At 70.7% G+C, this 25161-nt stretch carries 23 protein-coding genes and 3 pseudogenes; 9 read left to right on the plus strand and 17 right to left on the minus strand.

Annotated elements, in window-relative coordinates; all coding sequences use genetic code 11:
• Window positions 1-563 precede the first annotated feature (563 nt).
• The 5 genes and pseudogenes from QM720_RS00905 to QM720_RS00925 form a co-directional block, all read right to left on the minus strand.
• Window positions 564-1070: pseudogene (locus tag QM720_RS00905) on the minus strand (hypothetical protein); the annotation flags it as partial.
• A complete protein-coding gene (locus tag QM720_RS00910; RefSeq protein ID WP_415127759.1) occupies window positions 988-1713 on the minus strand; it encodes a hypothetical protein in 726 nt (241 codons plus the stop codon). The pseudogene QM720_RS00905 and the gene QM720_RS00910, both read right to left, overlap by 83 nt.
• 118 nt (window positions 1714-1831) lie before the next feature.
• Window positions 1832-2329, minus strand: a complete 498-nt coding sequence (locus QM720_RS00915; RefSeq protein ID WP_415124186.1) for an HNH endonuclease — start codon at window positions 2327-2329, stop codon at window positions 1832-1834.
• Between the two features lie 302 nt (window positions 2330-2631).
• Window positions 2632-3504 carry a M23 family metallopeptidase gene (locus QM720_RS00920; RefSeq protein ID WP_415124188.1) on the minus strand — a complete coding sequence of 291 codons (873 nt, stop codon included), beginning with the start codon at window positions 3502-3504 and terminating at the stop codon, window positions 2632-2634.
• A 233-nt stretch (window positions 3505-3737) separates the two neighbouring features.
• Window positions 3738-4445: an iron dependent repressor, metal binding and dimerization domain protein gene (locus tag QM720_RS00925; protein ID WP_415124190.1), complete on the minus strand. Its 708-nt coding sequence runs from the start codon at window positions 4443-4445 to the stop codon at window positions 3738-3740.
• A 23-nt stretch (window positions 4446-4468) separates the two neighbouring features.
• Between QM720_RS00925 and serC the strand changes: the two are divergent.
• Window positions 4469-5583, plus strand: a pseudogene (gene serC, locus QM720_RS00930) (phosphoserine transaminase).
• On the opposite strand, the gene QM720_RS00935 reads toward serC, so the two are convergent.
• Together QM720_RS00935 and QM720_RS00940 are read right to left on the minus strand one after the other, a co-directional pair.
• Entirely contained in the window at window positions 5584-6141 is a 558-nt protein-coding gene (locus QM720_RS00935; RefSeq protein ID WP_415124192.1) for a DUF3027 domain-containing protein, read from the minus strand.
• Window positions 6125-6505, minus strand: a complete 381-nt coding sequence (locus QM720_RS00940) for a cold-shock protein (RefSeq protein WP_415124194.1) — start codon at window positions 6503-6505, stop codon at window positions 6125-6127. The genes QM720_RS00935 and QM720_RS00940 overlap by 17 nt, the downstream gene beginning before the upstream one ends.
• Window positions 6506-6594: 89 nt before the next feature.
• On the opposite strand from QM720_RS00940, the gene QM720_RS00945 reads away from it, so the two are divergent.
• From QM720_RS00945 to QM720_RS00955, 3 genes are all read left to right on the plus strand, one after another.
• Window positions 6595-6894 (plus strand): multidrug ABC transporter ATPase, encoded by a 300-nt coding sequence (locus QM720_RS00945; RefSeq protein WP_415124196.1) that lies wholly within the window; start codon window positions 6595-6597, stop codon window positions 6892-6894.
• Window position 6895: 1 nt separating this feature from the next.
• The gene (locus QM720_RS00950; RefSeq protein ID WP_415124198.1) at window positions 6896-8623 is read left to right on the plus strand and encodes a helicase-associated domain-containing protein; all 1728 of its coding nucleotides are present in this window, start codon (window positions 6896-6898) and stop codon (window positions 8621-8623) included.
• A gap of 381 nt (window positions 8624-9004) precedes the next feature.
• On the plus strand, window positions 9005-10648 hold the full coding sequence (locus QM720_RS00955; RefSeq protein WP_415124200.1) for a DNA repair helicase XPB: 1644 nt from the start codon (window positions 9005-9007) through the stop codon (window positions 10646-10648).
• A 51-nt stretch (window positions 10649-10699) separates the two neighbouring features.
• On the opposite strand, the gene QM720_RS00960 is transcribed toward QM720_RS00955, so the two are convergent.
• Window positions 10700-11800, minus strand: coding sequence for a lysostaphin resistance A-like protein (locus QM720_RS00960; protein ID WP_415124202.1), 1101 nt, complete (start codon window positions 11798-11800; stop codon window positions 10700-10702).
• A 57-nt stretch (window positions 11801-11857) separates the two neighbouring features.
• Here QM720_RS00960 and QM720_RS00965 point away from each other — a divergent pair, with 57 nt between their 5' ends.
• The 3 genes from QM720_RS00965 to QM720_RS00975 all read left to right on the plus strand — a co-directional run bounded on the left by QM720_RS00965 (window position 11858) and on the right by QM720_RS00975 (window position 14715).
• Window positions 11858-12550 (plus strand): response regulator transcription factor, encoded by a 693-nt coding sequence (locus QM720_RS00965; RefSeq protein WP_415124204.1) that lies wholly within the window; start codon window positions 11858-11860, stop codon window positions 12548-12550.
• 7 nt (window positions 12551-12557) lie between these two features.
• On the plus strand, window positions 12558-14303 hold the full coding sequence (locus tag QM720_RS00970) for a sensor histidine kinase (protein ID WP_415124206.1): 1746 nt from the start codon (window positions 12558-12560) through the stop codon (window positions 14301-14303).
• 124 nt (window positions 14304-14427) lie between these two features.
• The gene (locus QM720_RS00975; RefSeq protein ID WP_415124208.1) at window positions 14428-14715 is read left to right on the plus strand and encodes a WXG100 family type VII secretion target; all 288 of its coding nucleotides are present in this window, start codon (window positions 14428-14430) and stop codon (window positions 14713-14715) included.
• A 57-nt stretch (window positions 14716-14772) separates the two neighbouring features.
• Here the strand turns inward: QM720_RS00975 and groL are convergent, their stop codons facing one another.
• The 5 genes from groL to QM720_RS01000 form a co-directional block, all read right to left on the minus strand.
• On the minus strand, window positions 14773-16389 hold the full coding sequence (gene groL, locus QM720_RS00980; protein WP_415124210.1) for a chaperonin GroEL: 1617 nt from the start codon (window positions 16387-16389) through the stop codon (window positions 14773-14775).
• 146 nt (window positions 16390-16535) lie between these two features.
• Complete coding sequence (locus tag QM720_RS00985; protein ID WP_415124212.1) at window positions 16536-16739, minus strand: cold-shock protein; 204 nt, start codon at window positions 16737-16739, stop codon at window positions 16536-16538.
• 152 nt (window positions 16740-16891) lie between these two features.
• Complete coding sequence (locus QM720_RS00990) at window positions 16892-17464, minus strand: LytR C-terminal domain-containing protein (RefSeq protein WP_415124214.1); 573 nt, start codon at window positions 17462-17464, stop codon at window positions 16892-16894.
• Between the two features lie 9 nt (window positions 17465-17473).
• Window positions 17474-17734, minus strand: coding sequence for a DUF3263 domain-containing protein (locus QM720_RS00995; protein ID WP_415124216.1), 261 nt, complete (start codon window positions 17732-17734; stop codon window positions 17474-17476).
• 9 nt (window positions 17735-17743) lie between these two features.
• Window positions 17744-18739 (minus strand): DUF2332 domain-containing protein, encoded by a 996-nt coding sequence (locus QM720_RS01000; RefSeq protein ID WP_415124218.1) that lies wholly within the window; start codon window positions 18737-18739, stop codon window positions 17744-17746.
• Between the two features lie 71 nt (window positions 18740-18810).
• Here QM720_RS01000 and msrB point away from each other — a divergent pair, with 71 nt between their 5' ends.
• Window positions 18811-19212: a peptide-methionine (R)-S-oxide reductase MsrB gene (gene msrB / locus QM720_RS01005; RefSeq protein ID WP_415124220.1), complete on the plus strand. Its 402-nt coding sequence runs from the start codon at window positions 18811-18813 to the stop codon at window positions 19210-19212.
• Window positions 19209-19769, plus strand: a complete 561-nt coding sequence (locus tag QM720_RS01010) for a nitroreductase family protein (RefSeq protein WP_415124222.1) — start codon at window positions 19209-19211, stop codon at window positions 19767-19769. Before msrB ends, QM720_RS01010 begins: the two co-directional genes overlap by 4 nt.
• A gap of 168 nt (window positions 19770-19937) precedes the next feature.
• Here QM720_RS01010 and QM720_RS01015 read toward each other — a convergent pair.
• The 4 genes and pseudogenes from QM720_RS01015 to QM720_RS01030 form a co-directional block, all read right to left on the minus strand.
• A pseudogene (locus QM720_RS01015) lies at window positions 19938-21664 on the minus strand (glycoside hydrolase family 35 protein).
• 58 nt (window positions 21665-21722) lie between these two features.
• Entirely contained in the window at window positions 21723-23159 is a 1437-nt protein-coding gene (locus tag QM720_RS01020) for a GH32 C-terminal domain-containing protein (RefSeq protein WP_415124224.1), read from the minus strand.
• Window positions 23160-24083 carry a carbohydrate ABC transporter permease gene (locus QM720_RS01025; RefSeq protein ID WP_415124226.1) on the minus strand — a complete coding sequence of 308 codons (924 nt, stop codon included), beginning with the start codon at window positions 24081-24083 and terminating at the stop codon, window positions 23160-23162.
• On the minus strand, window positions 24080-25075 hold the full coding sequence (locus tag QM720_RS01030) for a carbohydrate ABC transporter permease (RefSeq protein WP_415124228.1): 996 nt from the start codon (window positions 25073-25075) through the stop codon (window positions 24080-24082). Before QM720_RS01030 ends, QM720_RS01025 begins: the two co-directional genes overlap by 4 nt.
• Window positions 25076-25161: the final 86 nt, after the last annotated feature.

A 25161-nucleotide genomic window follows, 5' to 3' on the forward strand; every position in this document is an offset into this window, starting at 1 on the left:
GCCAGCTGCCAGCGCACCCGGTCGACGATCGCCGCCGCGTCGAAGACCCCCGGATGCCGCCACACCCGTTCGCTGCGCTCCCCGCGCTCGCCCGTGAGCACGACGCGCAGCTCGGTGCAGACGAGACCCCGAGCGCCGAGCTGCGCGACGAACTCCTCCGCCGGCACCCGCAGCCCGAACGCCACCTGGTCGGCGATCTCGACGGGCGGCTCGAACACCGTCTCACGGTGCAGCTCGGGCGGCGGCGTGCGCGCCTGCACCGGCCGCGGATCGAGCCCCGCCGCCAGCGCATACAGGCGCGCTCCGCGTGACCCGAACCGCTCCACGAGCCGGTCACGGCCGAGTGCTGCGACCTGCCCCAGCGTCTGGATGCCCAGCCGCGCGAACAGATGCACCACGTCGTCGTCGAGCACCGCGGCCGGCAGCGGTGCCAGGAACCCCGCCGCCCGGCCCGCCGGGACGATCCGCACCGGGTCGTCCCGGGTCGTGCCCGCCCGCGCCGCCTGCTCGGCCGTGAACGGCCCGTCGGCGATGCCCACCCGCACATCGCGCACACCGTCCGCGGCCACCGCGCTGGCCATCGCCCCGGCGAGCACCGTCGCCGCCGCGGCCTCGCCCCCGTAATACCGGGCCGGGCCGCGCGCGTGCAGCACGCACAACCCGGGCTGTGCGAGCTGCACGCCCGGCGCCAGCTCTTCGAGCGCGGCGATCAGCGGGGCGAACACGCGGTGGTCGCGCACCGGGTCGGCGTCGGCGACGATCAGGTGCGGGCATCGTGCCTGGGCGTCGCGACGTCGCTGCCGGCGGCGCACGCCCGCGGCGCGTGCCGCCGGCGAGCAGGCCACGACCGCGCCCTTGTCGAACACGGCGATCGGATACCGCGGATCGAGCGGCTCGCCGTCCTCACCTCCGGCCGAGCGGATGAGCGCGACGACCGGCCAGTCCGGCACCCACACGACGATGCTGCGCGTCGGGACGGCATCCATCTCACACCGCCTCCCGCATCGACAGCGGCTCCGCGAACGGCGACACGATCGCCCGCCCGGTACCACCCGTGCCGCCGGTCGCATCCGGCAGCAGCATCCGTCCCGTGCGCGGCACCGGCGAGCGACGACTCGTCACCGTCACGGTGAGCTCACGCTCCGCCAGCATGCCCCACCCGTGGCCCAGGCCCGACCAGCGCGGGTCGGCCGCCTCGATCGTCGCCTCGGTCTGCGGCCACGCCCCCTGCACCAGCAGCACCGCCTCGCGTTCGCGCAGGCGCGCGGCAAGACGCGCCACCTCGCCGCCGCTCGCTCGCGCGGGCGGGCGCACCACCACGACCGGCAGCACATCGGCGACGGCGGAGGTCACGGCCAACCACCGCTCCCCCGGATCGGGGATCAGCACCAGCCGCGACAGGTCGACCCCGGCCTTCAGCGCCGCCTCGGCGCCGAGATGCGGCACGCCGACCACGGCGCACCACGACCCCTCCCGCGAGGGGCGCGCCAGCAGGGCGAACAGCAGCGACGTCGACCGGCCGAGCGTGTAGGCCGCCCCCGTTTGCAGGCCGCCGCCGGGCAGCAGCCGCGCCAGCGCGGAGGCCACCGGAAGCACGGGCGCGTCGAGGCGCCGCCCCTGCAGGCGCTCCACCTGCGCGCGCAGATCGTGCACGGTGGCCGCGACGTCCGCGGCGCCGCGGTTCGCGCGGCTGCGCCCGGCATCCAGCCCCATGATCGACCTCACCACGACAGGCTAGAACGTTTGTTCTATGAACTCAACCCGTCGAGATCGAAGATAGCGACGAGCTCCGACATTGCCGGTGACATCGCCGCCGACAGGTCGGGAGACCTCACGCGGCAAGCGACAGATACGGCTCCCAGGCCGGTTCCGAGCGCTCGGTGCCGCGCACCGTCCACTGCGGGCCGCGCGGCTGCTGCGGAATCCAGCGCAGCTCCCACCCCATCTCCTGCGGGGTGCGGTCGCCCTTCACGTTGTTGCAGCGCAGGCAGCAGGCGACGAGGTTCTCCCAGGTATCCGCCCCGCCGCGCGAGCGCGGCAGCACGTGGTCGATCGTCGTGCCGCCCTTGCCGCAGTAGGCGCACCGGTACCCGTCGCGCCGCAGCACCCCGCGCCGGGTCGCCGGAACGCGACGCGTCCCCGGCATCCGGACGTATCGGGTGAGCACGATCACGGCGGGTCTGTCGTGCGATCCGCACACGCTCCACACCGGATCCTCGTCGATCCTCTCGATGACGGTGGCCTTCTCGTTCATCACGAGCACGAGGGCTCGCTTGAACGAGACGACGGCCAGCGGTTCGTATCCTGCGTTCAACACCAGGGTGCGCATGCTCATCCTCTCGAACGGCCGTGACGGCTTCACGGTCTCTCGGTGTCGACGTCGCGTGGTCGAGGTGGCGCAGGCACGAAAAAAGGCGCTGTCACGAAGACAGCGCCTTGGTTCCACGACGAATGTCGCGGCAGTCGTGCACACGATGCCGAAGCACATAGCGACCTAGGGCATTCACGGTTCGAATGCCGGGCCTTGCGTCCATCGGCTCCCCCTCGCTCACGCGGGCGTCGGGATCAGGCTAATACAGCCGCGTGACGAGACGGCGAAGCGACAGAGAACGGATGCCGCGTGTCGCCCGATCAGCCGACGTTGGCGACGAGCCAGCTCTCCGCGTCGACCCACGAGCCGTTGACGTAGATCTCCAGGTGCAGGTGCGTGCCGTAGGCGCGGCCGGTGTCGCCGACCTGGCCGATCAGCTGGCCCGCCGTCACGGTGTCGCCGACGACGACGCGACGCGTGCCGTAGCTCATGTGCGCGTAGAGCGAGGTGACGGTGTTGCCGCCGATGTTGTGGGCGATCTTGACGTAGACGCCCCAGCCGTTGCTGGTCTCGCTCGACTCGATGACGACGCCGTCGGCGATCGAGTAGATCGGCGTGTAGCGGTCGGCCATGTAGTCGGTGCCCTTGTGACCGGCGTACGGCGTGCCGAAGTTGTTGAACGAGGTCAGCGGGCGGGTCACCGAGCCGGCCGGGGCGATCGACAGGGCGACGGACCCGCTGTAGGTCGTCACATCGCCGGCGATGCGGGCGGCGGCGGCCGCGGCGGCGGCCTCTTCATCCTTCTTGGCCTGGATCTCCTCGGGCGTGGTGGCCGAGTAGCCGCCGCGGTCGAGCGCGGTGGTGGTGGTCTCCGAGGCGACGACGAGCGCCTGGGCGTTCTTGGCGGCGACCTGCTGCAGCGTCACGGCCGAGGCCGAACTGCCGGTCGCGGTCGTGATCGCGGGGATCGCGACGACGGCGACCATGCCGGCGACGGCGGCGAGGGTCACGAAGCTGCGCAGGGGGTGCGGCTTGCCTGCGGCGCGGCGCGTGGCACGACGCGAGGCCTGCTTCGCGGCGGGCTTCACGAGCGCAAGACGGCGCATGCGCCCGCGCGGTGTCGATCCGTTCAGGGCGGGTGTCGTCGCGACGGACTCGGGTGTCTCGTGCGACGGGTCGAACTGTTCAGCCAATGGTCCTCCGGCGCCTCTGCACGCACTCCGGGGAGGGTACTGGCTCGTCGGCACTCAGTGTCAGGGCACAGATGTACGGGCTTCACCGCGCGAACGACGAGCCGATGAGGCAATTCGTGCGGAGATCCGGTGGCGGGCTTCTCGCCAGGTGGACTCCTTGAGGCTACCGGAAGGTAACGAATAAGTCACGTCAGGGTCTGCGCACTCAGGTGCTTCCCGGGCGATATCCAGGTTCACGGCCGGGGCGCGGCATCCACCAGGAAGATGTGCGAGGCGACCTCGACCGGCAGTTCCAGCCCCTCGTCCTGCCCGTCCATCTGCACGAGCACGTAGCCCTCGCTGAAGCGATAGTCGCCGGATGCCCCGGGCACGACGCCCGCGTCGCGCAGCTGCCCGAGCAGCTCCGGGTCGACCTGCATCGGCTCGGCGAGGCGCCGCACGGTGCCGCGCAGCGGACCGTCGGCCGCGTTCAGCGCCCGCACGAGCCCCACGACGCCCTCGTCGAACGTGTGCGCGGGCGCGTCGCCGAGCTGATCGAGGCCGGGGATCGGGTTGCCGTAGGGCGACTCGGTGGGGTGTCCGAGCAGTTCGATCAGGCGCCGCTCGACGAGCTCGCTCATGACGTGCTCCCAGCGGCAGGCCTCTTCGTGCACGTACGCCCAGTCCAGGCCGATCACGTCGCTGAGCAGTCGCTCGGCGAGCCGGTGCTTGCGCATGACGTCGATCGCCTTCTTGCGCCCCGCCGTCGTCAGCTCCAGCGAGCGGTCGTCCGAGACCACGACGAGCCCGTCGCGCTCCATCCGTCCGACCGTCTGCGACACCGTGGGGCCGGAGTGCCCGAGACGCTCGGAGATGCGCGCGCGCAGAGGGACGATGCCCTCCTCTTCGAGCTCGAGGATCGTGCGCAGGTACATCTCGGTGGTGTCGATCAGATCCGTCATGCCACCCAGCCTAGAATCTGTTCATGCCCCATGTGACCTTGCCGCGCGAGATCCTGCCCGCCGACGGACGTTTCGGATGCGGTCCGTCGAAGATCCGGCCCGCGCAGGTGGAGGCCTCGCCGGCCCCGGGGCGATCCTGATGGGCACGTCGCACCGCCAGGCGCCGGTCAAGAACCTCGTCGGCCGGGTGCGCGCGGGCCTGTCCGAGCTGCTGCGCCTACCGGCCGGCTACGAGATCATCCTCGGCAACGGCGGGTCGACCGCGTTCTGGGATGCCGCCGCCTTCGGCCTCGTCGAGAACCGCGCGCAGAACCTCGTCTTCGGCGAGTTCGGCGGCAAGTTCGCCGCCGCCGTCGCGGCCCCGTGGCTGCAGGCTCCCGACGTCCGCAAGGCCGAGCCGGGCACCCGCTCGACGCCTGCGGCCACCGCGGGCATCGACGTGTACGCGTGGCCGCACAACGAGACCTCGACGGGCGTGGCGGCGCCCGTGCAGCGCGTCGCCGGCGACGACGGCGCGCTGACGGTGATCGACGCGACCAGCGCCGCGGGCGGCATCGACTTCTCCGTGTCCGAGTGCGACGTGTACTACTTCGCCCCGCAGAAGAACCTCGGCTCCGACGGCGGCCTGTGGTTCGCCGCCGTCTCGCCCGCCGCGATCGAGCGCATCGAGCGCATCGCCGCCTCGGGCCGCTACATCCCCGAGTTCCTGAGCCTGAAGAACGCGGTCGACAACTCGCGCCTGAACCAGACCCTCAACACGCCCGCTGTCGCGACCCTCGTGCTGCTGGAGGGGCAGCTGGAGTGGATCAACGCCAGCGGCGGGCTGGCGTGGGCCGCCGCGCGCACGGCCGAGTCGTCGGCTGCGCTGTACGCGTGGGCCGAGGCGTCGTCGGTCGCGACGCCGTTCGTCGCCGACCCGGCCGACCGGTCGCCGGTCGTCGTCACGATCGACTTCGACGAGTCGGTGGATGCCGCGGCCATCGCCGCGAGCCTGCGCGCGAACGGGATCGTCGACACCGAGCCCTACCGCAAGCTCGGCCGCAACCAGCTGCGCATCGCGACGTTCGTCTCGATCGAGCCCGACGACGTGCGCCGGCTCATCCGCTGCATCGACTACACGATCGACGCGACCCGGTAGTCAGTCCTCGTCGTCCGCAGCGCTGTCGTCGAGCTCGTCGATGTCGACGCCGTCGAGGTCGCCGGAGTGCAGGATGGGCGAGCCGTCCTGATCGAAGTCGACGGCATCCAGATCGAGGATGTCGTCGAGGTCGTCCTCGGCATCCAGTTCGTCGTCGGCGTCGTCGTCGTCTTCGAGGGCGTCGTCGTCGAGAGCCTCCGCCTCGGCGGCCAGCAGCGCCTGCGCCGCGTGGTACTCGGCCAGGCGCACGGCCCACGGCACCCAGTCGGGCGCGAGCAGCGCCCCGTCGCCCGGGAGCAGCTCGACCTCCAGCACGGTCGGCTCCGCGTCGTCGACGACGGCGACGCTCACGGTCCAGAACCAGCCCGGGTAGCCGGGCATGGTGTTCTCGAAGCGCAGCGAGACGACGCCGCCTTCCTCCAGGGTGTACCCGGCGGCGGGTCCGACGGTCGTGTCGGGCGTGATCTCGTGCAGCGCCGCCAGCGCGAGGTCGTGCGCGCCGATCAGGCGGGCGACGTCCGACCGATCGGCGGCATCCGGCTCAGGCGTCGAGCTCATCGGCCACCTTGCGCAGGATCGCCGCGACCTTCTTGCTCTGCCCGGCATTCGGATAGTGGCCGCGGCGCAGGTCGCCGCCGACGCCGTCGAGCAGCTTCACGACGTCTTCCACGACGATCGCCATGTCGTCGGGCTTCATCCGGTTGCGCTTGGCGAGGCTCGGCGGCGCGTCGAGCACGCGCACGGCCAGAGCCTGCAGGCCGCGCTTGCCGTCGGCGACGCCGAACTCGACGCGCGCACCGGCCTTGACCTGGGTTCCGGCGGCCAGCGCCGTGGCGTGCAGGAAGACGTCCTGGCCGTCATCTCCCGTGATGAAACCGAACCCCTTCTCGTCGTCGTAGAACCTGACCTTGCCGGTGGGCATCTCAACCTCGCTGATCAGCGCCCTGTTCCGGGCGCAATGTCGACGGGGCGGATGCCCCGGATCAAGCCTACGGCAGTAGTCTGGTGGCGATGGCCCCTTCGTCTTCCTCCACGCCCGATCCGCGCGGCCCGCGCCGCCCGGATGTCGATGTCCCGGTGCGGCGCATCGACCGCATCCTCGCCTTCATGTCGCTCGGTCTGCTGCTGCTGTCGATCGTGTGCTTCCTCGCGATCATCGTCGGCTCGTGGTCGGGCGCGAACATGGGGACGGGCATCTGGCCCACGATCGGCACGACGGTGTACATCGCACCGGTCGTCGCGTTCGGCCTGCTGATGGCGGTGCTCGTCATGACGTTCGTGCGGAAGGCCCGGGTCGGCAAGGGACGCTGACGTGGCCGCCACCGACGCCCGCACGCTCGCGCACCTGCTGCGGCAGCGCAGCGACGCCGAGCTGAGTGCGCTGCTGGCCGCCCGCCAGGTGCCGCCGACGGCCGACTGGCACGACGCGTTCGACGCCGCCGAGGCGCTGCTCGAGCCCGCCGCGGTGGAGCGGGCGCTGACCGGCCTGACCGCCGGCGAGGCCGACGCGATGGAGGCCGCGGCCGGCGCCGTGCCGCCCGGCCCGGTGCGCACCGCCCTGTTCGAGCGTGCGCTGGTCGACGCGGACGGCGTGCCGTACGGCGCGGTGGCGGACGCGTTCCGGGCGCTGACCCCGGTCGGGGCGGTCGCGGATGCGACGGGCGACGCGCACGAGGCGGGCGACGCGCACGAGGCGGAGCGCGCGTTCGCGGCGATCGGCTCGCTCGCCGACATCCTCTACACCGCGCTGACGACGCCGCTGTCGCGCATCGGCGCCGGCACGCTCGGAGCCGCCGACCGGCGGCGGCTGATCGAGTCGGGCGCCGCCGCGGATGCCGCGACCGCCGACGAACTCGTCGAGATCGCCGCACGCGCGGGCCTGCTCGCGGCCGTGGACCGGGCGTGGCTCCTGACCGCGCGCGGTCACACGTGGCTGCACAGCAGCACGATCGCGCGATGGGTCGAGGTCGCCTCCGCGCTCGTCGCGGGGCTGCCGGCGGCGCTGCGCCGCCCGGACGGCGGCTGGCTGCCGCTCGACGACTGGCCGGGCGCCCACCCGTTCGACCCGGCGTGGCCGGCCCGCGCGACGGCCACGGCGGCCCTGCTGCGACGCTGGACGCTGCTGGACGGGGCGGGACGGCCGACCGCCTGGGCGCGGCCGGCCGCAGCGGGTGGTTTCTTCGACGCCGACGCGCTCATCGCACTGCTGCCGCCCGAGGTCGACCGCGTCTACCTGCAGAACGACCTCACCGCGATCGCACCGGGCTCTCTGGCCCCGCACCTGGACATACGCCTGCGCTCGATGGCGCGCCGCGAGTCGGGGGCTCAGGCATCCAGCTACCGGTTCACTGCGGAGACCCTCGGCGACGCACTCACGTCGGGCGAGACCGCCGAGAGCCTGCGCGAGTTCCTGCTCGAGCTGTCGCTGACGGGGCTGCCGCAGCCGCTCGCCTACGAGATCGAGCGCACCGCGGGCCGGCACGGGGCGCTGCGCGTCGGCCCCGACGGGCGGGGGCGGACCCGGGTGTCGAGCGACGACGAGGCCCTGCTGCGCACGGTCGCGGTGGACCAGGCGCTGCGCCCGCTCGGGCTCGTGTACGACGGCGAGGCGGGCTCCGCGCCGCACAGCCTGTTCAGCCGCACCGGCGCCGACACCGCGTTCTGGATGCTCGCCGACGCCCGCTACCCCGTCGTCGCCGTCGACGCCGACGGCAACCGGCGCGGTCTGGACCGGCATCGGCTCGCCGACGAGCCGGCGCCGCCGCCCGACCCGGTCCAGCTGTACGCACCGCTTCTCGCGCGCCTGCGCTCGGGCAACGCCGCCGATGCCGAGGCCGCCTGGCTCGGCCGCGAACTGGAGCACGCCGTGCGCGCCCGCGCGACCATCGTCGTCACCGTGCGGCTGCCCGACGGCGCCGAACGCGCCTTCACGATCGAGGCGACGGGCCTCGGCGGCGGGCGGCTGCGCGGGCGCGACAAGCAGGTCGATGTCGAGCGCACCCTGCCGGTGTCGAGCATCGTGTCGGTCCGGTCCGACTGAGCCCGCACCCCGCCGAGCCGCCCCGCATCCCGCCGAGCTGAGCCCGCGTCCCGCCGATCGGCGGCGCACTCGCGGAGCGGCGTCCGGGCCCGCCCCACCCACCCCGCGAAACCTCACAAATGTCCGTTCTTGCACGGCGGGTCACGGCGTGTCGCGGACATTTGTGAGGTCTCGCGAGACCTCACAAATGTCCACCGGCGCGAGAAACCACTTTCTGTGTGAGAAACCACATCTGCGGTGGTTTCTCACGCAGAAAGTGGTTTCTCAGCACGGTGGGGCGGTGGGGCGGTGGGGCGGCGGCGGGCGGGCGGGGGCGCATCACGGGCACGGCGGGCTGCCGGGCTGAGCCGCGACAGAACGCACCCGGTAGACTTTCCCGTTATGGCTGACGGCCCCCTCATCGTGCAAAGCGACCGCACCGTGCTGCTGGAGGTCGCCCACCCGCAGGCCGAGACGGCGCGGCACGAGCTCGCGATCTTCGCCGAGCTGGAGCGGGCTCCCGAGCACATCCACACGTATCGCATCACCCGCCTGGGCCTGTGGAACGCCCGCGCCGCGGGGCACGAGGCCGACGACATGCTGGCGACGCTCGACCGCTGGTCGCGCTTTCCGGTGCCGGCATCCGTCTCGATCGACATCCGCGAGACCGTCGGCCGGTACGGGCGCCTGGTGATCGAGCGCGACGCGGAGGGCGTGCTGATCCTGCGCGCGACGGATGCCGCCGTCCTCGCCGAGGTCGCCAAGAACAAGCGCATCCAGCCGCTGCTGATCGGCCACCCCTCCCCCGACGCGTACGCCATCGACGCCTGGGCGCGCGGGCACATCAAGCAGGAGCTGCTGAAGATCGGCTGGCCCGCCGAAGACCACGCCGGCTACACGCCGGGAACCCCGCACGAGATCGACCTCGACGAGACCGGCTGGGCGCTGCGCCCCTACCAGCGCCACGCCGTCGACATCTTCAGCGCGGGCGGGTCGGGCGTCGTCGTGCTCCCCTGCGGCGCCGGCAAGACGCTCGTCGGCGCCGCGGCGATGGCCGAGACCAAGACGACGACGCTCATCCTCGTCACCAACACCGTGAGCGCCCGGCAGTGGCGCGACGAGCTGCTCAGGCGCACCTCGCTCACACCGGAGGAGATCGGCGAGTACTCCGGCCAGGCCAAGGAGATCAAACCGGTCACGATCGCGACGTACCAGATCCTCACGGCGAAGCGGAAGGGTCAGTACGCCCACCTCGCCCTCCTCGACGCGCTGGACTGGGGCCTCATCGTCTACGACGAGGTGCACCTGCTGCCGGCGCCGGTGTTCAAGCTCACCGCCGATCTGCAGGCGCGGCGGCGGCTGGGCCTGACGGCCACGCTCGTGCGCGAGGACGGCCGCGAGGGCGACGTGTTCAGCCTCATCGGGCCGAAGCGCTTCGACGCGCCGTGGAAGCAGATCGAGGCGCAGGGCTTCATCTCCCCCGCCGTCTGCTACGAGGTGCGCGTGGACCTGCCGCCGTCCGATCGACTGGAGTATGCGGCGTCGGCCGACGACGACCGCTACCGGCTGGCGGCGACGGCGCACGCCAAGATCCGGGTCGTGCAGGATCTCGTCGCCAAGCACGCCGGCGAGCAGATCCTCGTGATCGGGCAGTACCTCGACCAGATCGACGCCCTCGCCGAGGCTCTGGATGCGCCGAAGATCACCGGCGCGACGCCGGTCGACGAACGCGAGCAACTGTATCAGGCCTTCCGGGAGGGCACGGTGCCGGTGCTCGTGGTGTCGAAGGTGGCGAACTTCTCGATCGATCTGCCCGAGGCATCCGTCGCGATCCAGGTGTCGGGGTCGTTCGGGTCGCGCCAGGAAGAGGCGCAGCGCCTCGGGCGGCTGCTGCGGCCGAAGACGAGCGGGCACACGGCGAGCTTCTACACGCTCATCGCCCGCGACACCGTCGACCAGGACTTCGCGCAGAACCGTCAGCGCTTCCTCGCCGAGCAGGGCTACAGCTACACGATCCTTGACGCGGATCGCCTCGACGCCGCGTAGCGACGTCGAGGCGATCCGGGTCACGGGTGAGCGCGCGCAGCGCGTCGAAACCTACGATGCCGACGAGCTCACCGCGGCGGGGAACGCCGGTGCGGCCGGCAGCGGCGGGGTGATGACGACGGTGCGCGCGAGCGGGCGGCGGCGCAGCATCCATTCCACGATGCCGACGTAGCAGCCGATCAGCAGCAGCGACCACAGGAAGCTCACGACGCTGGTGTCGGTCTCGGTCGGGTCGCTGCCGGTGACGACGGCGAGCACGAAGGCCACCGTGTTGTTGACGACGTGCAGGGCGATGGCCGCCTCGAGCCCGCCGGTGCGCCACGTCAGCCAGCCCGCCGCGACCGCGAACAGCCCGACGCCCAGTTGGCCGACCCAGTCGTAAAGGTGCCCCAGCATGAACAGCGGCACCGGCAGCAGGATCGCGAACGCCGGATGCCGCAGCCAGCGCCCGATCGCCTGTGCCAGGTAGCCGCGGAAGACGTACTCCTCCGCCGCGGCCTGCACGGGCACGAGCAGCAGCACGATGAGAAGGGACACGGCCCAGAGCGGACTGAGCGCGCCGCCGGGCGCCTCACCCGGGATGAGGAGCATGAGGCCGGTGAGCACGATGGCGACCACCAGGGCGACGACGCCGCAGCGCAGCATCCATGCCCAGCGCAGGCGCCCGGCGGCCGACGAGATCAGGCCGAGCCGCGTGCCGTTGACGATGAGCGAGGCCAGCTGATAGCTCGGCAGCATGAGGGCGATCGAACCGAGCGCGATGGCGAGCATGAACGGGTCGCTCGTGTCGATCGTCATGGTCTGGGTGAACGTCTCCAGGCTGTCGAACGCCGTGGGATCGTTCAGCATCGCGACCACCATCACGGCGACGAGGACCATGGTCAGCGCCAGGTAGAACGCGAGCCCCAGCCCGCCGACGGCCAGCGGGGTCCACCATCCCCAGCGCCGCCGCGCGAACACGAGGCGATGGAAGGCGAGCCCGCCGGTGGTCGCGTCGCGCGGCAGCGGTGGGAGCACGACCTGCTGCGGGGGGACGACCGGCACGAATGCCGGCGGGTACGCGGGGGATGCCGGCATCCCGCCTCCGGCGGGAACATCCCCCGCGGGAACGGGCGGAAGCGGCGGAAGCGGCGGCGCGGGGGGCATCGTCATGCGTCCATCTTCGCCGATTTCCAGCGAATCGAGGGTTACCGGTGCCAGGATGGGCCTATGACCGCACCGCGCATCCTCGTCGTGGACGACGAGCCGAACATCCGGGATCTGCTCGTGACGAGCCTCCGCTTCGCCGGCTACCAGGTCCGAGCCGTCGCCAACGGGGCTCAGACCATCTCCGCCGTGCTGGAGGAGGAGCCCGATCTCATCATCCTCGACGTCATGCTGCCCGACATGAACGGCTTCAGCGTGACCAAGCGCCTCCGCGGCGCCGGGTACACCGCGCCGATCCTGTTCCTCACGGCGAAGGACGAGACCGAAGACAAGATCGAGGGCCTCAACGCCGGCGGCGACGACTACGTCACGAAGCCCTTCTCGCTCGACGAGATCGTCGCGCGCCTGCAGGCGATCCTGCGCCGCACGATGCAGGCCGACGAAGAGTCGGCCATCCGCGCCGGCGAGCTCACGATGGACCAGGACACGCACGATGTCGTCATCGGCGACGTGTCGATCGACCTGTCGCCCACCGAGTTCAAGCTGCTGCGCTACCTCATGCTCAACCCCAACCGGGTGCTCAGCAAGGCGCAGATCCTCGACCACGTGTGGGAGTACGACTTCAACGGCGATGCCGGCATCGTGGAGAGCTACATCTCCTACCTGCGCCGCAAGATCGACCCGTACTCGTCCGAGCCGCTGATCCAGACCAAGCGCGGATTCGGCTACATGCTGAAGGCCGGCAAGTCGTCCTGACGTCGCCGTGACGCCGACCGGGGTGCGCGCCGCGCACGCGAAGAAGAACGACCGGGTGACGACCTGGTGGCGCGGCATCAGCCTGCGCGCGAAGGTCACCGGCGTCACCGTCGCCGTCCTCGCGGCGGGGCTGCTCGCGGCGGGGCTCGGCACGGGGGTCTTTCTGCGGCAGACGCTGGTCGGCGAGCGCGACCAGACCATCACCCAGACGGTGACCCTCGACCAGGCCAGCAGCCTGCTCGATGTCAAGGTCGTCGACGGCGTCGCCCAGTTCACTGGCCGCGCCGTCGCGCCGCTGACGTCGTTCTACCTCGCCGTCTACGCGCCCGACGGCACGCTGCTGGCCACGAGCGGCCCGACCGGTGGCGACGCCCCCGAGTTCCCGACGACGTACCCGCTCGACCGCGCCTACATCCAGGGCACGACGCCGTTCCGCCTGCAGTCGGCGGACGGCAAGACCGAGTTCCACGCCGCCGTGGATCTGCTGCAGGTGCCGAACGCGCTCGCGAACAACGTGCAGTTGCTCGCCCTGCCCCTGACCCCGGTCAACCAGACCGTCACGAACTTCATCGGCATCTACACGATCCTGGCCCTCCTCGTCATCCTCGCCGGCGCCCTGCTGACGCGGTGGCTCGTGACGCTCACGTTCCGCAGCCTCGGCCAGGTCGAGCAGACCGCCATGTCCATCGCCCAGGGCGACTTCGGCCAGCGCATGGAGGACATCTCCCCCGGCACCGAGGTCGGACGCCTGAAGACGGCGATCAACGCGATGCTCGACCGCGTCGACCAGGCTCTCGGCCAGCGCGACGCGACGGTGCAGCAGATGCGCCGCTTCATCGGTGACGCCAGCCACGAGCTGCGCACGCCGCTGGTCACCGTCCGCGGCTACGCCGAGCTGTACCGGATGGGCGCGATCTCGGGCGACGAGCAGACCGCCCAGTCGATGGAGCGCATCGAGAAGGAGGCGATCCGCATGGGCGTGCTGGTCGAGGATCTGCTCGCCCTCGCCCGCCTCGACGAGCGTCGCGACCTCGTCGTCACCGAGGTCGACCTGCGGCCGATCGCACGGGATGCCGCCCTCGACGCCCGGGCGACCGCGCCCGAGCGCACCGTGCGCGTCGTCGACGACGCGGATGCGCCCTACACCGGCGCGATCGCGCAGGTCTCCCCCTCGCCGTCCGGCACTCTGCCGCCCGGGCGCCGCCGACCGGCCGCCATCGGCGCGACCCTCTCACGCCTGCGGCGCAAGCCGCGCACCGCCGCCGATGGCGTTCAGGCGCCGCCGACCGAGCCGACCGACCTGCTGCCCGCGCCGTTCGGACGCGAACCCGTCGTGCTGGGCGACGAGAACCGCGTCCGCCAGGTCGTCGCCAACCTCCTCGGCAACGCGCGCCGCTACACGCCCGAGGGGTCGCCGATCGAGCTCGCGGTCGGCGTCGACGAGGGCGCCGGCATGGGCTGGATCGCCGTCATCGATCACGGCGACGGCATCCCGCCGCAGATCCGCGAGAAGATCTTCCAGCGGTTCTGGCGCGCCGACACGTCGCGCACGCGCGAGACGGGAGGGTCGGGCCTGGGCCTGTCGATCGTGGCCTCCATCGTCGAGGCGCTGCACGGCGCGATCGAGGTGAGCGACACCCCGGGCGGCGGGGCGACCTTCCGCGTCGCGTTCCCCCTCGCACAGCCGCGGGATGCCGCCGAGCACCTCTTCATCGAGACCCAGCCGCTGCCGCGCCTGCGGCTGGAGGAGTGACGGACGAAACCTCCTCCCCAACCGGCGAATTCGCCGATCTCTCCACAGATCGGGCATTTCCGGCTCCACGGCGGTGGCGACCGTCGTAGCGTGGGCACCCCATCCACACCGAAGGAGCACTCTCATGACCGTCTTCACCGTCGACTCCGACGCCGTCCTGACCGCCACAGCCGCCATCCGCGGCACCGCCGACCGCCTGCAGAGCGAGACCGCCGCCATGCTCGGCCAGCTCACCGCGCTGCAGGGGTCGTGGACCGGCACCGCCGCCGTCGCCTTCCAGGGCGTCGTCGACCGCTGGCGCGCCACGCAGACCGAGCTCGAAGCCGCGCTCGCCGACATCGGCACCGCGCTCGGCCACGCCGGCAACCAGTACGCCCAGACCGAGCTGGCCGCCGCGGGCCTGTTCCGCTGATGCCAACGAAGAACCTCTCCGCGGAGGGGCCTTCTGTTGCGGTTCGGAGCGTGCGGCTCAGAAGTCCATGCCACCCGAGGGGTCGGCGACGGGGGCGGCCTTCTCGGGCTTGTCCGCGACGACGGCCTCGGTGGTGAGGAACAGGCCCGCGATCGACGCGGCGTTCTGCAGCGCCGAACGGGTGACCTTGGCCGGGTCGATGATGCCCGCGGCGAACATGTCGACGTACTCGCCGGTGGCGGCGTTCAGACCCTGGCCGACGGCCAGCTCCGACACCTTGTTGGCGACGACGCCCGGCTCCAGGCCCGCGTTGAGGGCGATCTGCTTGAGCGGAGCCTCGATGGCGACCTTGACGATGTTGGCGCCCGTGGCCTCGTCACCAGTCAGCTCGAGCGTGTCGAACGCCTTCTTGCCGGCCTGGATGAGGGCGACACCACCACCGGGGACGATGCCCTCCTCGACGGCGGCCTTCGCGTTGCGGACGGCGTCCTCGATGCGGTGCTTGCGCTCCTTGAGCTCGACCTCGGTGGCCGCACCCGCCTTGATGACGGCGACGCCGCCGGCGAGCTTGGCGAGGCGCTCCTGCAGCTTCTCGCGGTCGTAGTCGCTGTCGGTGTTCTCGATCTCGCGCTTGATCTGGGTCACGCGGCCCTCGATCTGCGCGCTCTCGCCCGCACCCTCGACGATCGTGGTCTCGTCCTTGGTGACGATGACCTTGCGCGCCTTGCCGAGCAGGTCGGTGGTCGCGTTCTCGAGCTTGAGGCCCACCTCTTCGGTGATGACCTGGCCGCCGGTGAGGATCGCGATGTCCTGCAGCTGCGCCTTGCGACGGTCGCCGAAGCCGGGGGCCTTGACGGCGACCGACTTGAAGATGCCGCGGATCTTGTTCAGCACCAGGGTCGCCAGGGCCTCGCCCTCGACGTCCTCGGCGATGATGACGAGCTCCTTGCCCTCCTGGATCACCTTGTCGACGATCGGCAGCAGATCCTTGATGTTGGAGATCTTCTGGTTCGCGATGAGGATGTACGGGTCTTCGAAGACCGCTTCCTGGCGCTCGGGGTCGGTGACGAAGTAGGGGTTGATGTAGCCCTTGTCGAAGCGCATGCCCTCGGTGAGCTCGAGCTCGGTGCCGAAGGTGTTCGACTCCTCGACGGTGACCACGCCCTCCTTGCCGACCTTGTCGATGGCCTCGGCGATGAGCTCGCCGATCTCGGTGTCGGCGGCGGAGATGGATGCCGTGGCCGCGATCTCCTCCTTGGTCTCGACCTCCTTGGCCGAGGCGAGCAGCTCGTCGGACAGCGCCTTGACGGCCTTCTCGATGCCCTTCTTGAGCGAGATCGGGTCGGCGCCGGCCGCGACGTTGCGCAGGCCCTCGCGCACGAGCGCCTGGGCGAGCACGGTCGCGGTCGTCGTGCCGTCGCCGGCGACGTCGTCGGTCTTCTTGGCGACCTCCTTGACGAGTTCCGCGCCGATCTTCTCGTACGGGTCGTCAAGCTCGATCTCCTTGGCGATCGAAACACCGTCGTTGGTGATCGTGGGGGCGCCCCACTTCTTCTCCAGCACGACGTTGCGGCCGCGCGGGCCGAGGGTCACCTTGACGGCGTCGGCCAGGATGTTCAGGCCACGCTCGAGGCCACGGCGGGCCTCCTCGTCGAAAGCGATGATCTTTGCCATAAGTGTGTCGTCCTTCTTCCACCACGTGGGAACGTGAGAATGAGTCTGTTAGCACTCACGATGATCGAGTGCTAACCCATTCTGGCACTCTGGCATGGCGAGTGCAAGCTGCGCGCGCAGCGCGCGGCGGGGACGACGGTGCCGGCTCAGGCGACCGGGCGGACCTCCTCGGCCTGCGGACCCTTCGCGCCGACGCCGACGCGGAATTCGACGAGCTGACCCTCTTCGAGCACGCGGAAGCCCGGGAGGTCGATGTTCGAGTAGTGGACGAACACGTCCTCTCCCTCGGCGATCGTGATGAAGCCGAAGCCCTTCTCGACGTTGAACCACTTGACGGTGCCCTGTGCCATGACTGTCTTCTCTATCTGGAGCGGTGAGACTCGGCCATGCTAATCAGCGTTTGCGCCGCGAAACGGCCGTTCCAGCAACTGTTGACAGGCCCGCATAGAAGAGTTCACACGCCCGAAACACAGGGGCGGCGAGAGCCGCGGGGAGGGTGTCGTCAGGATGCGGGCGTGGCCGCGGCATCCGTGCGGTCGAGACCGATCACGAGCACGAGCTGCTTGGTGTCGCCGTCGCCGGTGAGCCCTTCGTAGGCGTCGCTGAGCAGCACCTCGGCGCCGCCGATCGCCTCGGCAAGACCCCGGGCGGCGCCTTCGTCGGCAGCGTCGGAGTAGTACACCGTCGTCTTCGCGAAATCGTCCGATCCGGCCTCACCGGCGGTCACGTCGTCGGCCGACCAGCCCGCCGCGACGAGCTTGTCGCTGTAGGTGCTCGCGAGCCCCTCCTGGGGTGTCGCGTTGAGGATCGTCACCTTGTAGGTCGTGTCCAGGACGGGTGTGGCGGTCGGGACGACGGAGTGCGTGGGCGTCGGCGTGGGAAACAGCGTGACGCGGCCCGTCGCGATGAGCGTGCCGAAGATCCCGGCGGCGATCAGCGCGATGGTCGCCAGCGCCGACCAGAGGAAGATCGCGCCGCCCCGCATGCGCGGATTCTCCGCCCGGTGGGCACCGATGCGACCGTGATCGGCGGGCAGTTCGTCGAATCGGTCTTTCGGAGGGTGGGTCTTCGGCACCAGAGAATGCTACCGGGCCGCGGCTGTGGGAATCGCGGCCCGCGCCGCACGCTCGCGTTCCCGGGCATCGCGCAGTCGCCGCAGGCGGTGGACGAGGAGCGCGTCGTAGGCCGCGGCATCCGCCGTGTCGATCACCCGTCCGAGCAGCTGGTAGTACCGCGCCGGGGTCATCGCCAGCTCGGTGCGCACCGCCTCTTCCTTGACCGCGTCGTGCCGCGGATGACGCGACTCGAAGTCGAGCAGCGCGCGGTCGCGATCGTTCAGTGGCACACCTCCACGCTAACCCCGCGGCGCCGCCGCGCCCGCGCGCCACTCCAGCCATCCGCCGAGCGGGTCGGCGGCGGCGAGGATCTCGCCGTCGAGGGCGAGGGCGAATCCGCCCGGCCAGGCGTCCGGCGGATCGGTCCAGCCGGTGTGCAGCGTCGGCGCGTCGAGGGTGATCCACCGACCGGCTGCGCGGGCGGCGGCGATGAGGTCGTGCCGGGCCGCCCAAGGCAGGTGCGCCAGCACTCCGGGGGTCTGCACGACGAGCGTCGCCTCTGCGGGGGCGGATGCCGCGACCTCCGCGATCGTCGCGGCGCCGTCGCCGGCGACGAGCAGCGGCGGATCGGCGGCCGCGATCCCCAGCGCGGCGCGCATCCGGTCGGCACGCCCGGTCTCACCGGGCCAGACGAGCCCGGTGAGCCACGCCGCGGTCGTCGGGGCCGCGGGGTCGAGCGGCGCCAGGTCGATCCCCGCGCGCCAGACGATGTCGGGCAGGGCGGGCGGCGGCATCCGCTCGCCGCGGAGGTCGCAGTCGAGCACGACCGGGCTGGGGCCGTCGGCGGGGTCGAGCGCTCGGGTCGTCGCTCCGGTGCGGTAGCGGTACGAGTACCGGTCGGGGTACAGGCACAGCCCCGCGCTCGCACCGATCTCCAGCAGCGCGATCGGGCCGGCGACGCGGCTGAGCGCCGGCAGCAGCGCCGCACACCGCAACGGCTCGTTCGTCTGCAGCGAGCGGGCCTCGCACTCCGCGACGACCGCGTCGGCGTGGGCGCGCAGCCAGCCGCGCCATTGCGCGGAGGTCAGCTCGTCGGCGGCGCCGAGCATGCGGGTGACGGCGAACACGAGCGGCGGCTGCCGGTGCGGCGCCGGGATGCGGGCGAGCACCCGCAGCGCCTCCGGGTCGGCGGCGACACCCGCCGCCCACTGCGCGTACACCTCCGACCGCCCGGGCGCCTCGTCGCGCGCGAACCGGGCGTAACGCTCGGCGATCGTGGTGGTGTCGGCATCCATCGGTCCATTGTGGCCCGTGCTCTCGCGTGCGAGAAGGAACACCCGCGCCCGCCGTCGGGTTGAATAGGAGCATGAGCTATCGCGTGACCAAGACCGACGAGCAGTGGCGCTCCGAGTTGAGCCCCGAGCAGTACGCCGTGCTGCGGCAGGCCGGCACCGAGCGCGCGTGGACGGGCGAGCTGCTCGACGAGCACCGCGCCGGCCTGTACACGTGCGCCGCGTGCGGGGCGGAGCTGTTCCGCAGCGGCACGAAGTTCGACTCGCACTGCGGATGGCCGAGCTTTTACGAGTCCGTCCGCCCCGAGGCGGTCGAACTGCTCGATGACGTCTCGCACGGCATGGTGCGCACCGAGGTGCGGTGCGCGAACTGCGGCGGCCATCTCGGGCACGTGTTCCCCGACGGATTCGGCACGCCGACCGGTGACCGGTACTGCATGAACTCGCTGTCGCTGTCGTTCACGCCGCAGTCATGAGCGCGTCCCCGGCCCTGGAGGCGGTGCGCGCGCGGCGCTCGTGGTCGAAGGTGACGGATGCCGCTCCCACCCGCGCGGAACTGCTCACCCTCGTGGCCGCCGCCGGCCGCGTCGCCGACCATTCGTCGCTGCGCCCGTGGCGGCTGATCGAGCTGCGTGGCGCCGATCGTGAGCGCCTGGGCGCGGCGATCGCGAAGGCCGAGGGCGACGGCAAGCCGTCGACGAAGCCTCTGCGCGCTCCCGTGCTGATCGCCGTCGTGGCCAGCTACCGCAAGAGCGACAAGGTGCCGCGGTGGGAGCAGGAGGCCGTCGCCTCCGGCGTCGCGCACGTGCTGAGCCTGCTGCTCGACGAGGCCGGCTGGGGCGTCATCTGGCGCACCGGTCACTACACGCGGTCGAAGGCCGTCGCGAAGGCGCACGGCCTGGGTAAGAACGAGGAGCTGCTGGGCTGGCTCTACGTCGGCGGCAAGCCCGCCGGTGCCCGCGGCGGCCGCCGCAAGGCCGTCGAGGCCCGCACGCTCGTCAGCCGGATGCCGAAGGCCGCGAAGAAGAAGTAGCTCGACTCGTTGACCCCACCCCTTGCTGCCGACCCTGCCGGTTGCGCACGCTTCGCAGGGGGCAGGGTCGTGCGCAACCGGCGGGGTCGATGACGCAGGGCGCATCCTCGTGATCAGTCCCGCAGTCGGCACGAGGTTCGGATCATCGGACGCCGCGGTCGGAGCCAGCTACTCCTCGCGCGGTCCGAGGAGCGCACGCGGGACGAAGGAGGCGACCGCGTCGGCCATGGCCTCGACCTCGACGACGACGAGCGTGTTCGCCCCGGCCCGGGCGACCGGCCTCGGCACGTACAGGGTGCGCTGCGGGCCGGTGGCTCCGTAGCGGCCGAGGAGAAAGCCGTTGAGGGCCGCGAAGCCGCTCCCCCACCCGGAGGTGTCGAGGAACAGATCCGTGGGGTGGTCGAGCGAGAACTCCGCGCGCATCACCGCGCCGCCCGCCGACGGGGGCGCATCGGCCGCCAGCGCGATCAGCGCATCCAGATCGACCGGGGCCGCCGACCACCCGCGCAGCGGCGTGCCGTCGAGGGTCACCCCGCCGATGAGCCCCTTGGGCTCGCCGATCCGGTCGGCGTAGTTGACACGCCCGCGCTCTTCGACGACGATCTCCAGGACGCTGCCGGGCGGGACGGTGATCGCACGCTGGTGGTGCGTGCGCGACAGCGACCCGACGCGCACGCCGTCGACGCAGACCCACGCGCGGTCGCGGACCTCGCCGAAGACCAGCACGCCGCCGGCGGGCAGGGCAGCCGCGTATCGGATCAGGCCGCTATCGAGGCCGAGCTCGTCGAAGGTGGGCGGCTCGTCGGCATCGTGTGCGACGAGGGCCGCGGCATCCCCCAGCGACACCGCCGTCGCCACGAGCGGCACCGAGAACTCCGGACGATCGGCGGATGCCGCCGGGGTCTCGTGCGGCACCGGCAGGTACCGCGCGATCACCTCGCGGAACGCGGCGTACTTCTCGGTGGGGTCACCGGCCTCGTCCAGCGGAGCGTCGTAGTCGTACGAGGTCGTGATCGGCAGGTGGCGGCCCTTGTGGTTCGCGCCGTTGGTCAGACCGAAGTTCGTGCCGCCGTGGAACATGTAGATGTTGACGGAGGCGCCGGCGGCCAGCAGCGCGTCGAGTTCGCCGGCGGCGGCATCCGCATCGGTCGTGTGGTGCACGCCGCCCCACCAGTCGAACCAGCCGTCCCAGAACTCCGCGCACAGGAGGGGCCCGTGGGCTGGTGCTGACGGAGGGTCGCCAGTCGCGCGGCGGCGTGCGATCCGAAAGACCCGGTGAGGTGCAGCCCGGGCAGCGACCCGTCGCGCAGCATCTGCGGCTGGGGCTGGTCGACCGTCGTCAGCGGGACGGTGATGCCCGCCTCCCGTGTGATCCGCACGAGCTCGGCGAGATAGTCCTTGTCGGCTCCGTAAGCGCCGTACTCGTTCTCGATCTGAACCAGGATGACGTTGCCGCCGCGATCGATCTGCCGGGGTGCGACGATCTCGTACACGCGGTTCAGGTACGCGGTCGTGGCGGCCAGATACTGCGGCTCCGAGCGGCGCAATCCGATCCCGGGAATCGTGGTCAGCCACACCGGCAGGCCGCCGTTGTGCCACTCCGCGCAGATGTAGGGGCCGGGCCGCACGATGGCGTGCATCCCCTCGGCGGCCACGAGGTCGAGGAATCTGCCCACGTCGTTCGCGCCCGTCGCATCCCACGCCCCGCGGACGGGTTCGTGCGCGTTCCACGCGATGTAGGTCTCGATCGTGTTCAGCCCCATGAGGCGGGCTTTGTGAATGCGGTCCGCCCAGTCGTCCGGGTGGACCCGGAAGTAGTGGATCGCGCCGGAGAGGATGCGGTGCGGCGTGCCGTCGAGCAAGAAGTCGGTGTCGCCGATCACGAAACGCGTCACAGGTTGATTTCTCCGATCTGATGAGAGGTCGTGGGGGCGGGCGGGCACGAACGGCCCGTCACCGCGTGCCGCACAGATCCTGCACGACGAGGTGATCGAGCCAGGCGTCGCCGTCGGCGGCGAAGCGCATCCGATCCACTTCTTGCGGCAGCAGATGCGTGAGCACCCGCGCTCCGCCCGCGGCGAAGATCTCCACGCTGGCGCGGTCGATCACCATGAGCACATCCAGTGATCCCTCGTCTCCCGGGAGCACGACGCGGCTCTGGCTGGGAAACGACCCGGCGGCATCGTCGCCGTCCATGCCCACGACCATCCGGGCGAACGTCAGCGTGCGCTCCCGTGCACAGTAGTCCACGACCGCGACATCGCCGTCCGCGCCGCTTGTCAGTGCCATGCGAAACGTCGACGACGTCGACAGCCGAATGTCCAGCCGACACGTCGACGGGAGGGCGACGGATGCCGGGAAGGACGGCTGCGCGCGAAGGTGCACGACGTCCTGTCCGACCGGGAGGATCGGCTCGGAACACAGCTGCGGCCGGCCCTGTGCGCGACGCAGCGTCAGCCGACGCGCCATCGTCATCGCGCCGCGCCACCGCGTCGCCGGACGCTCACGGGCATAGTCCCAGTTGTCCATCCAGGCGATGAGGGTGCGCTGGTCGTCGTCGAGTCCGTTGAAGGTGACGCCGGCGTAGCAGTCGCGCCCGTGGTCCACCCACCCCAGGGCGGACAGCTCGACGGCGGTGACGGCCAGCGCAACGGGCGCATCCGGAACGAACCGCTCGCCGTCGAACTGCCCGACGAAGTACTGGGTGCCGGAGCCGCCGGCGACGCCGCCCGGGTTCAGCGACAGAAGCAGCACCCACCGCACCTCGCCGTCCAGCGCGAGCGGGAAGAGGTCCGGGCACTCCCACACGCCGCCGACCGCCCCGGCGGGGCCGAAGGAGGACAGATACGACCACGACCGCAGATCGTCGGAGCGGTAGAACAGCACTTCGTGCTCGTCGGCCTCGACGACGGTCATCACCCAATATTCGGAGTGCTCACCCCGGTAGCGGAACACCTTGGGGTCGCGGAAGTTCCTCGACCCGCGATCCAGGACCGGATTTCCGGAGTACTTCGTCCACGTCATCCCCTCGTCGGTGCTGTAGGCGAGCGCCTGAGCCTGGATGCCGGTGGCTGCCGCGACCGTCGTGTACACCGCCACCATCGGCGACTCTCCCGGCTCCCCGAACCCGCTCGTGCCGGCCTCGTCGACCACGACCGACCCGGAGAAGATGAACTCGTCGTCGTCACAGGCGATCGCCACGGGATGCTCTTCCCACGAGACCAGGTCCGTGCTGGAGGCATGCCCCCAACTCATGTTGGCATGCGTGATCCCGTACGGATTGTGCTGGAAGAAGAGGTGGTAACGCCCACGATGGAACACGAGTCCATTGGGGTCGTTCATCCAGTTGTGCGATGGCGTGAAGTGCAGATTCGGACGAGCTGGGATCACCTACTTCACCGAACCGGCGGTCAGTCCTCGAACGAAGAACCTCTGCAGGCTGAAGAAGATCACCAGCGGCACCACGAGAGTGATGAACGAGCCGGCCGCGACCTGCTGCCACCCCTGCCCGTACTGCCCGAGGAGCGTGTACAGACCCTGGGTCATCACCGCGTTCGGCCCGGTCTGGATGAAGATGTAGGACACGAGGAAGTCGTTCCACACCCAGAGGAACTGGAAGATCGCGAACGAGGCGAGCGCCGGCACCGACATCGGCACGACGAGCCGCCAGAAGATCTGGAAGTGGCTCGCCCCGTCGATCTTCGCCGCCTCGATCAGCGAGTACGGCAGCGTCTGCATGTAGTTGCGCAGGATGTAGATCGCCAACGGCAGCGCGAAGGTCGCGTGCACGATCCATGCCGCCGGATACTGCCCGATGATCTGGATGCCGGTGGTCTTGCCGAACCACACGAACAGCTGGAGCACCGGCACGATGACGATCTGCACCGGCACGACCATGAGGGCGAGCACGATCGCGAAGTAGCCTTCCTTGAACCGGAACTGGAAGAACGTGAAGGCGTAGGCGGCCATCGCCGCGATCATGACCGGCAGGATGGTGGCCGGCAGGGTGACCGCGAGGGAGTTCCAGAAGCTGCGCGAGACATCCAGGGACTCCCACGCCTCGCCGAATGCCGCCGTCGTCCACGCCTGGCCGAAGAAGTCGCCGAACACCGTCCACCAGCCCGACGCGTCGACATCCGCCTTGGAGCGGAAGCTCGTGACCAGCAGCCCCGCGACGGGAACGAGCCAGGCCACCGAGATGATGCCCATCAGGATCGTCGTGAGCACCCGCGGCTTGGGCTGCTCGGTGCTCTGCGGCTTGCGCTTCTTCTTCGCCGTCGGGTTGACGGCCGTGATGGTGGTGGTCGCGGTCATCGGAGTTCCTCCTGGCTCTTGTAGCTGCGGATCTGGTACACGACCAGAGGTGCCACGGCCACCATGAGGATCATGACGACGGCGGCGGCCTTGCCGGGGTTCTGGAAGCTGAACAACTGGGTGTAGAACTCGACGGCGAGCACGCTCGTCTTGTACTGTCCTCCGGTCATCGCGTACACGATATCGAAGGCCTTCATCACGAAGATCACGACCGTGACCAGGACGGCGAGGATCGTGCCGCGGATCTGCGGGACGATGACGCTGAAGAACAGCCGCCGCTCACTGGCACCGTCCAGGCGCGCCGCCTCGATGGTCTCTTCGGGAACCCCCTTGATCGCGGCGGACAGAAGCACCATCGCGAAACCCACCTGCAGCCAGATGGCGATCACCATGAGGAGGAAGCTGTTCAGGCTCCCGGTGTCCAGCGTGAGCCACGGCACGGGGTCCTGGCCGGTCACCGTCGTCCAGAAGGCATTCAGCGCGTAGATCTGCGGGTTTCCCGGCGGCGCGTAGAAGTAGATGAAACGCCAGGCGACGGCCGCGGCGACACCGCTGATGGCCATCGGCAGGAAGATGATCGACTTGAAGGCCGTCTCGCGCCGACGACCGAGCTTGTCGGTCAGGACCGCGACGAGCAACCCGATCACGACGGCGAGGGCGGGAACGACCGCGACCCAGAGCAGGTTGTTGCGAAGAACGCCCAGGAACTCCGGGTCGGTGAACAGCTCGGCGTAGTTCTGCAGGCCCACCCACGTCGCGGCCTCGCCGCGGCGCTGGCTCGCCTTCATGAAGCTCTCGATGAGCGTGCGGACGGCGGGGTAGAGCAGGAAGACGCCGACGAGCACGATGACCGGGACGAGGAACACGTAGGGCAGCAGCCTCGCCTTCCATCTGTCGCCGGTGCGCTCGACCAGCCAGTTCAAGAAGAAGAAGATGAGGAAGGAGACTCCGAGTCCGAGGACAACGGAGATGACAGCGCTGATGATGGGCATTGATGACCGCCAGACGTCGTTGTGAGGTGGATGGGGTGGTGGTGGGGCGGTGCCGTCGGCACCGCCCCACCCTCAGCGGATGAGAG

Origin of the sequence: Microbacterium sp. (assembly GCF_047602155.1) — a bacterium.
Lineage (GTDB): Bacteria > Actinomycetota > Actinomycetes > Actinomycetales > Microbacteriaceae > Microbacterium.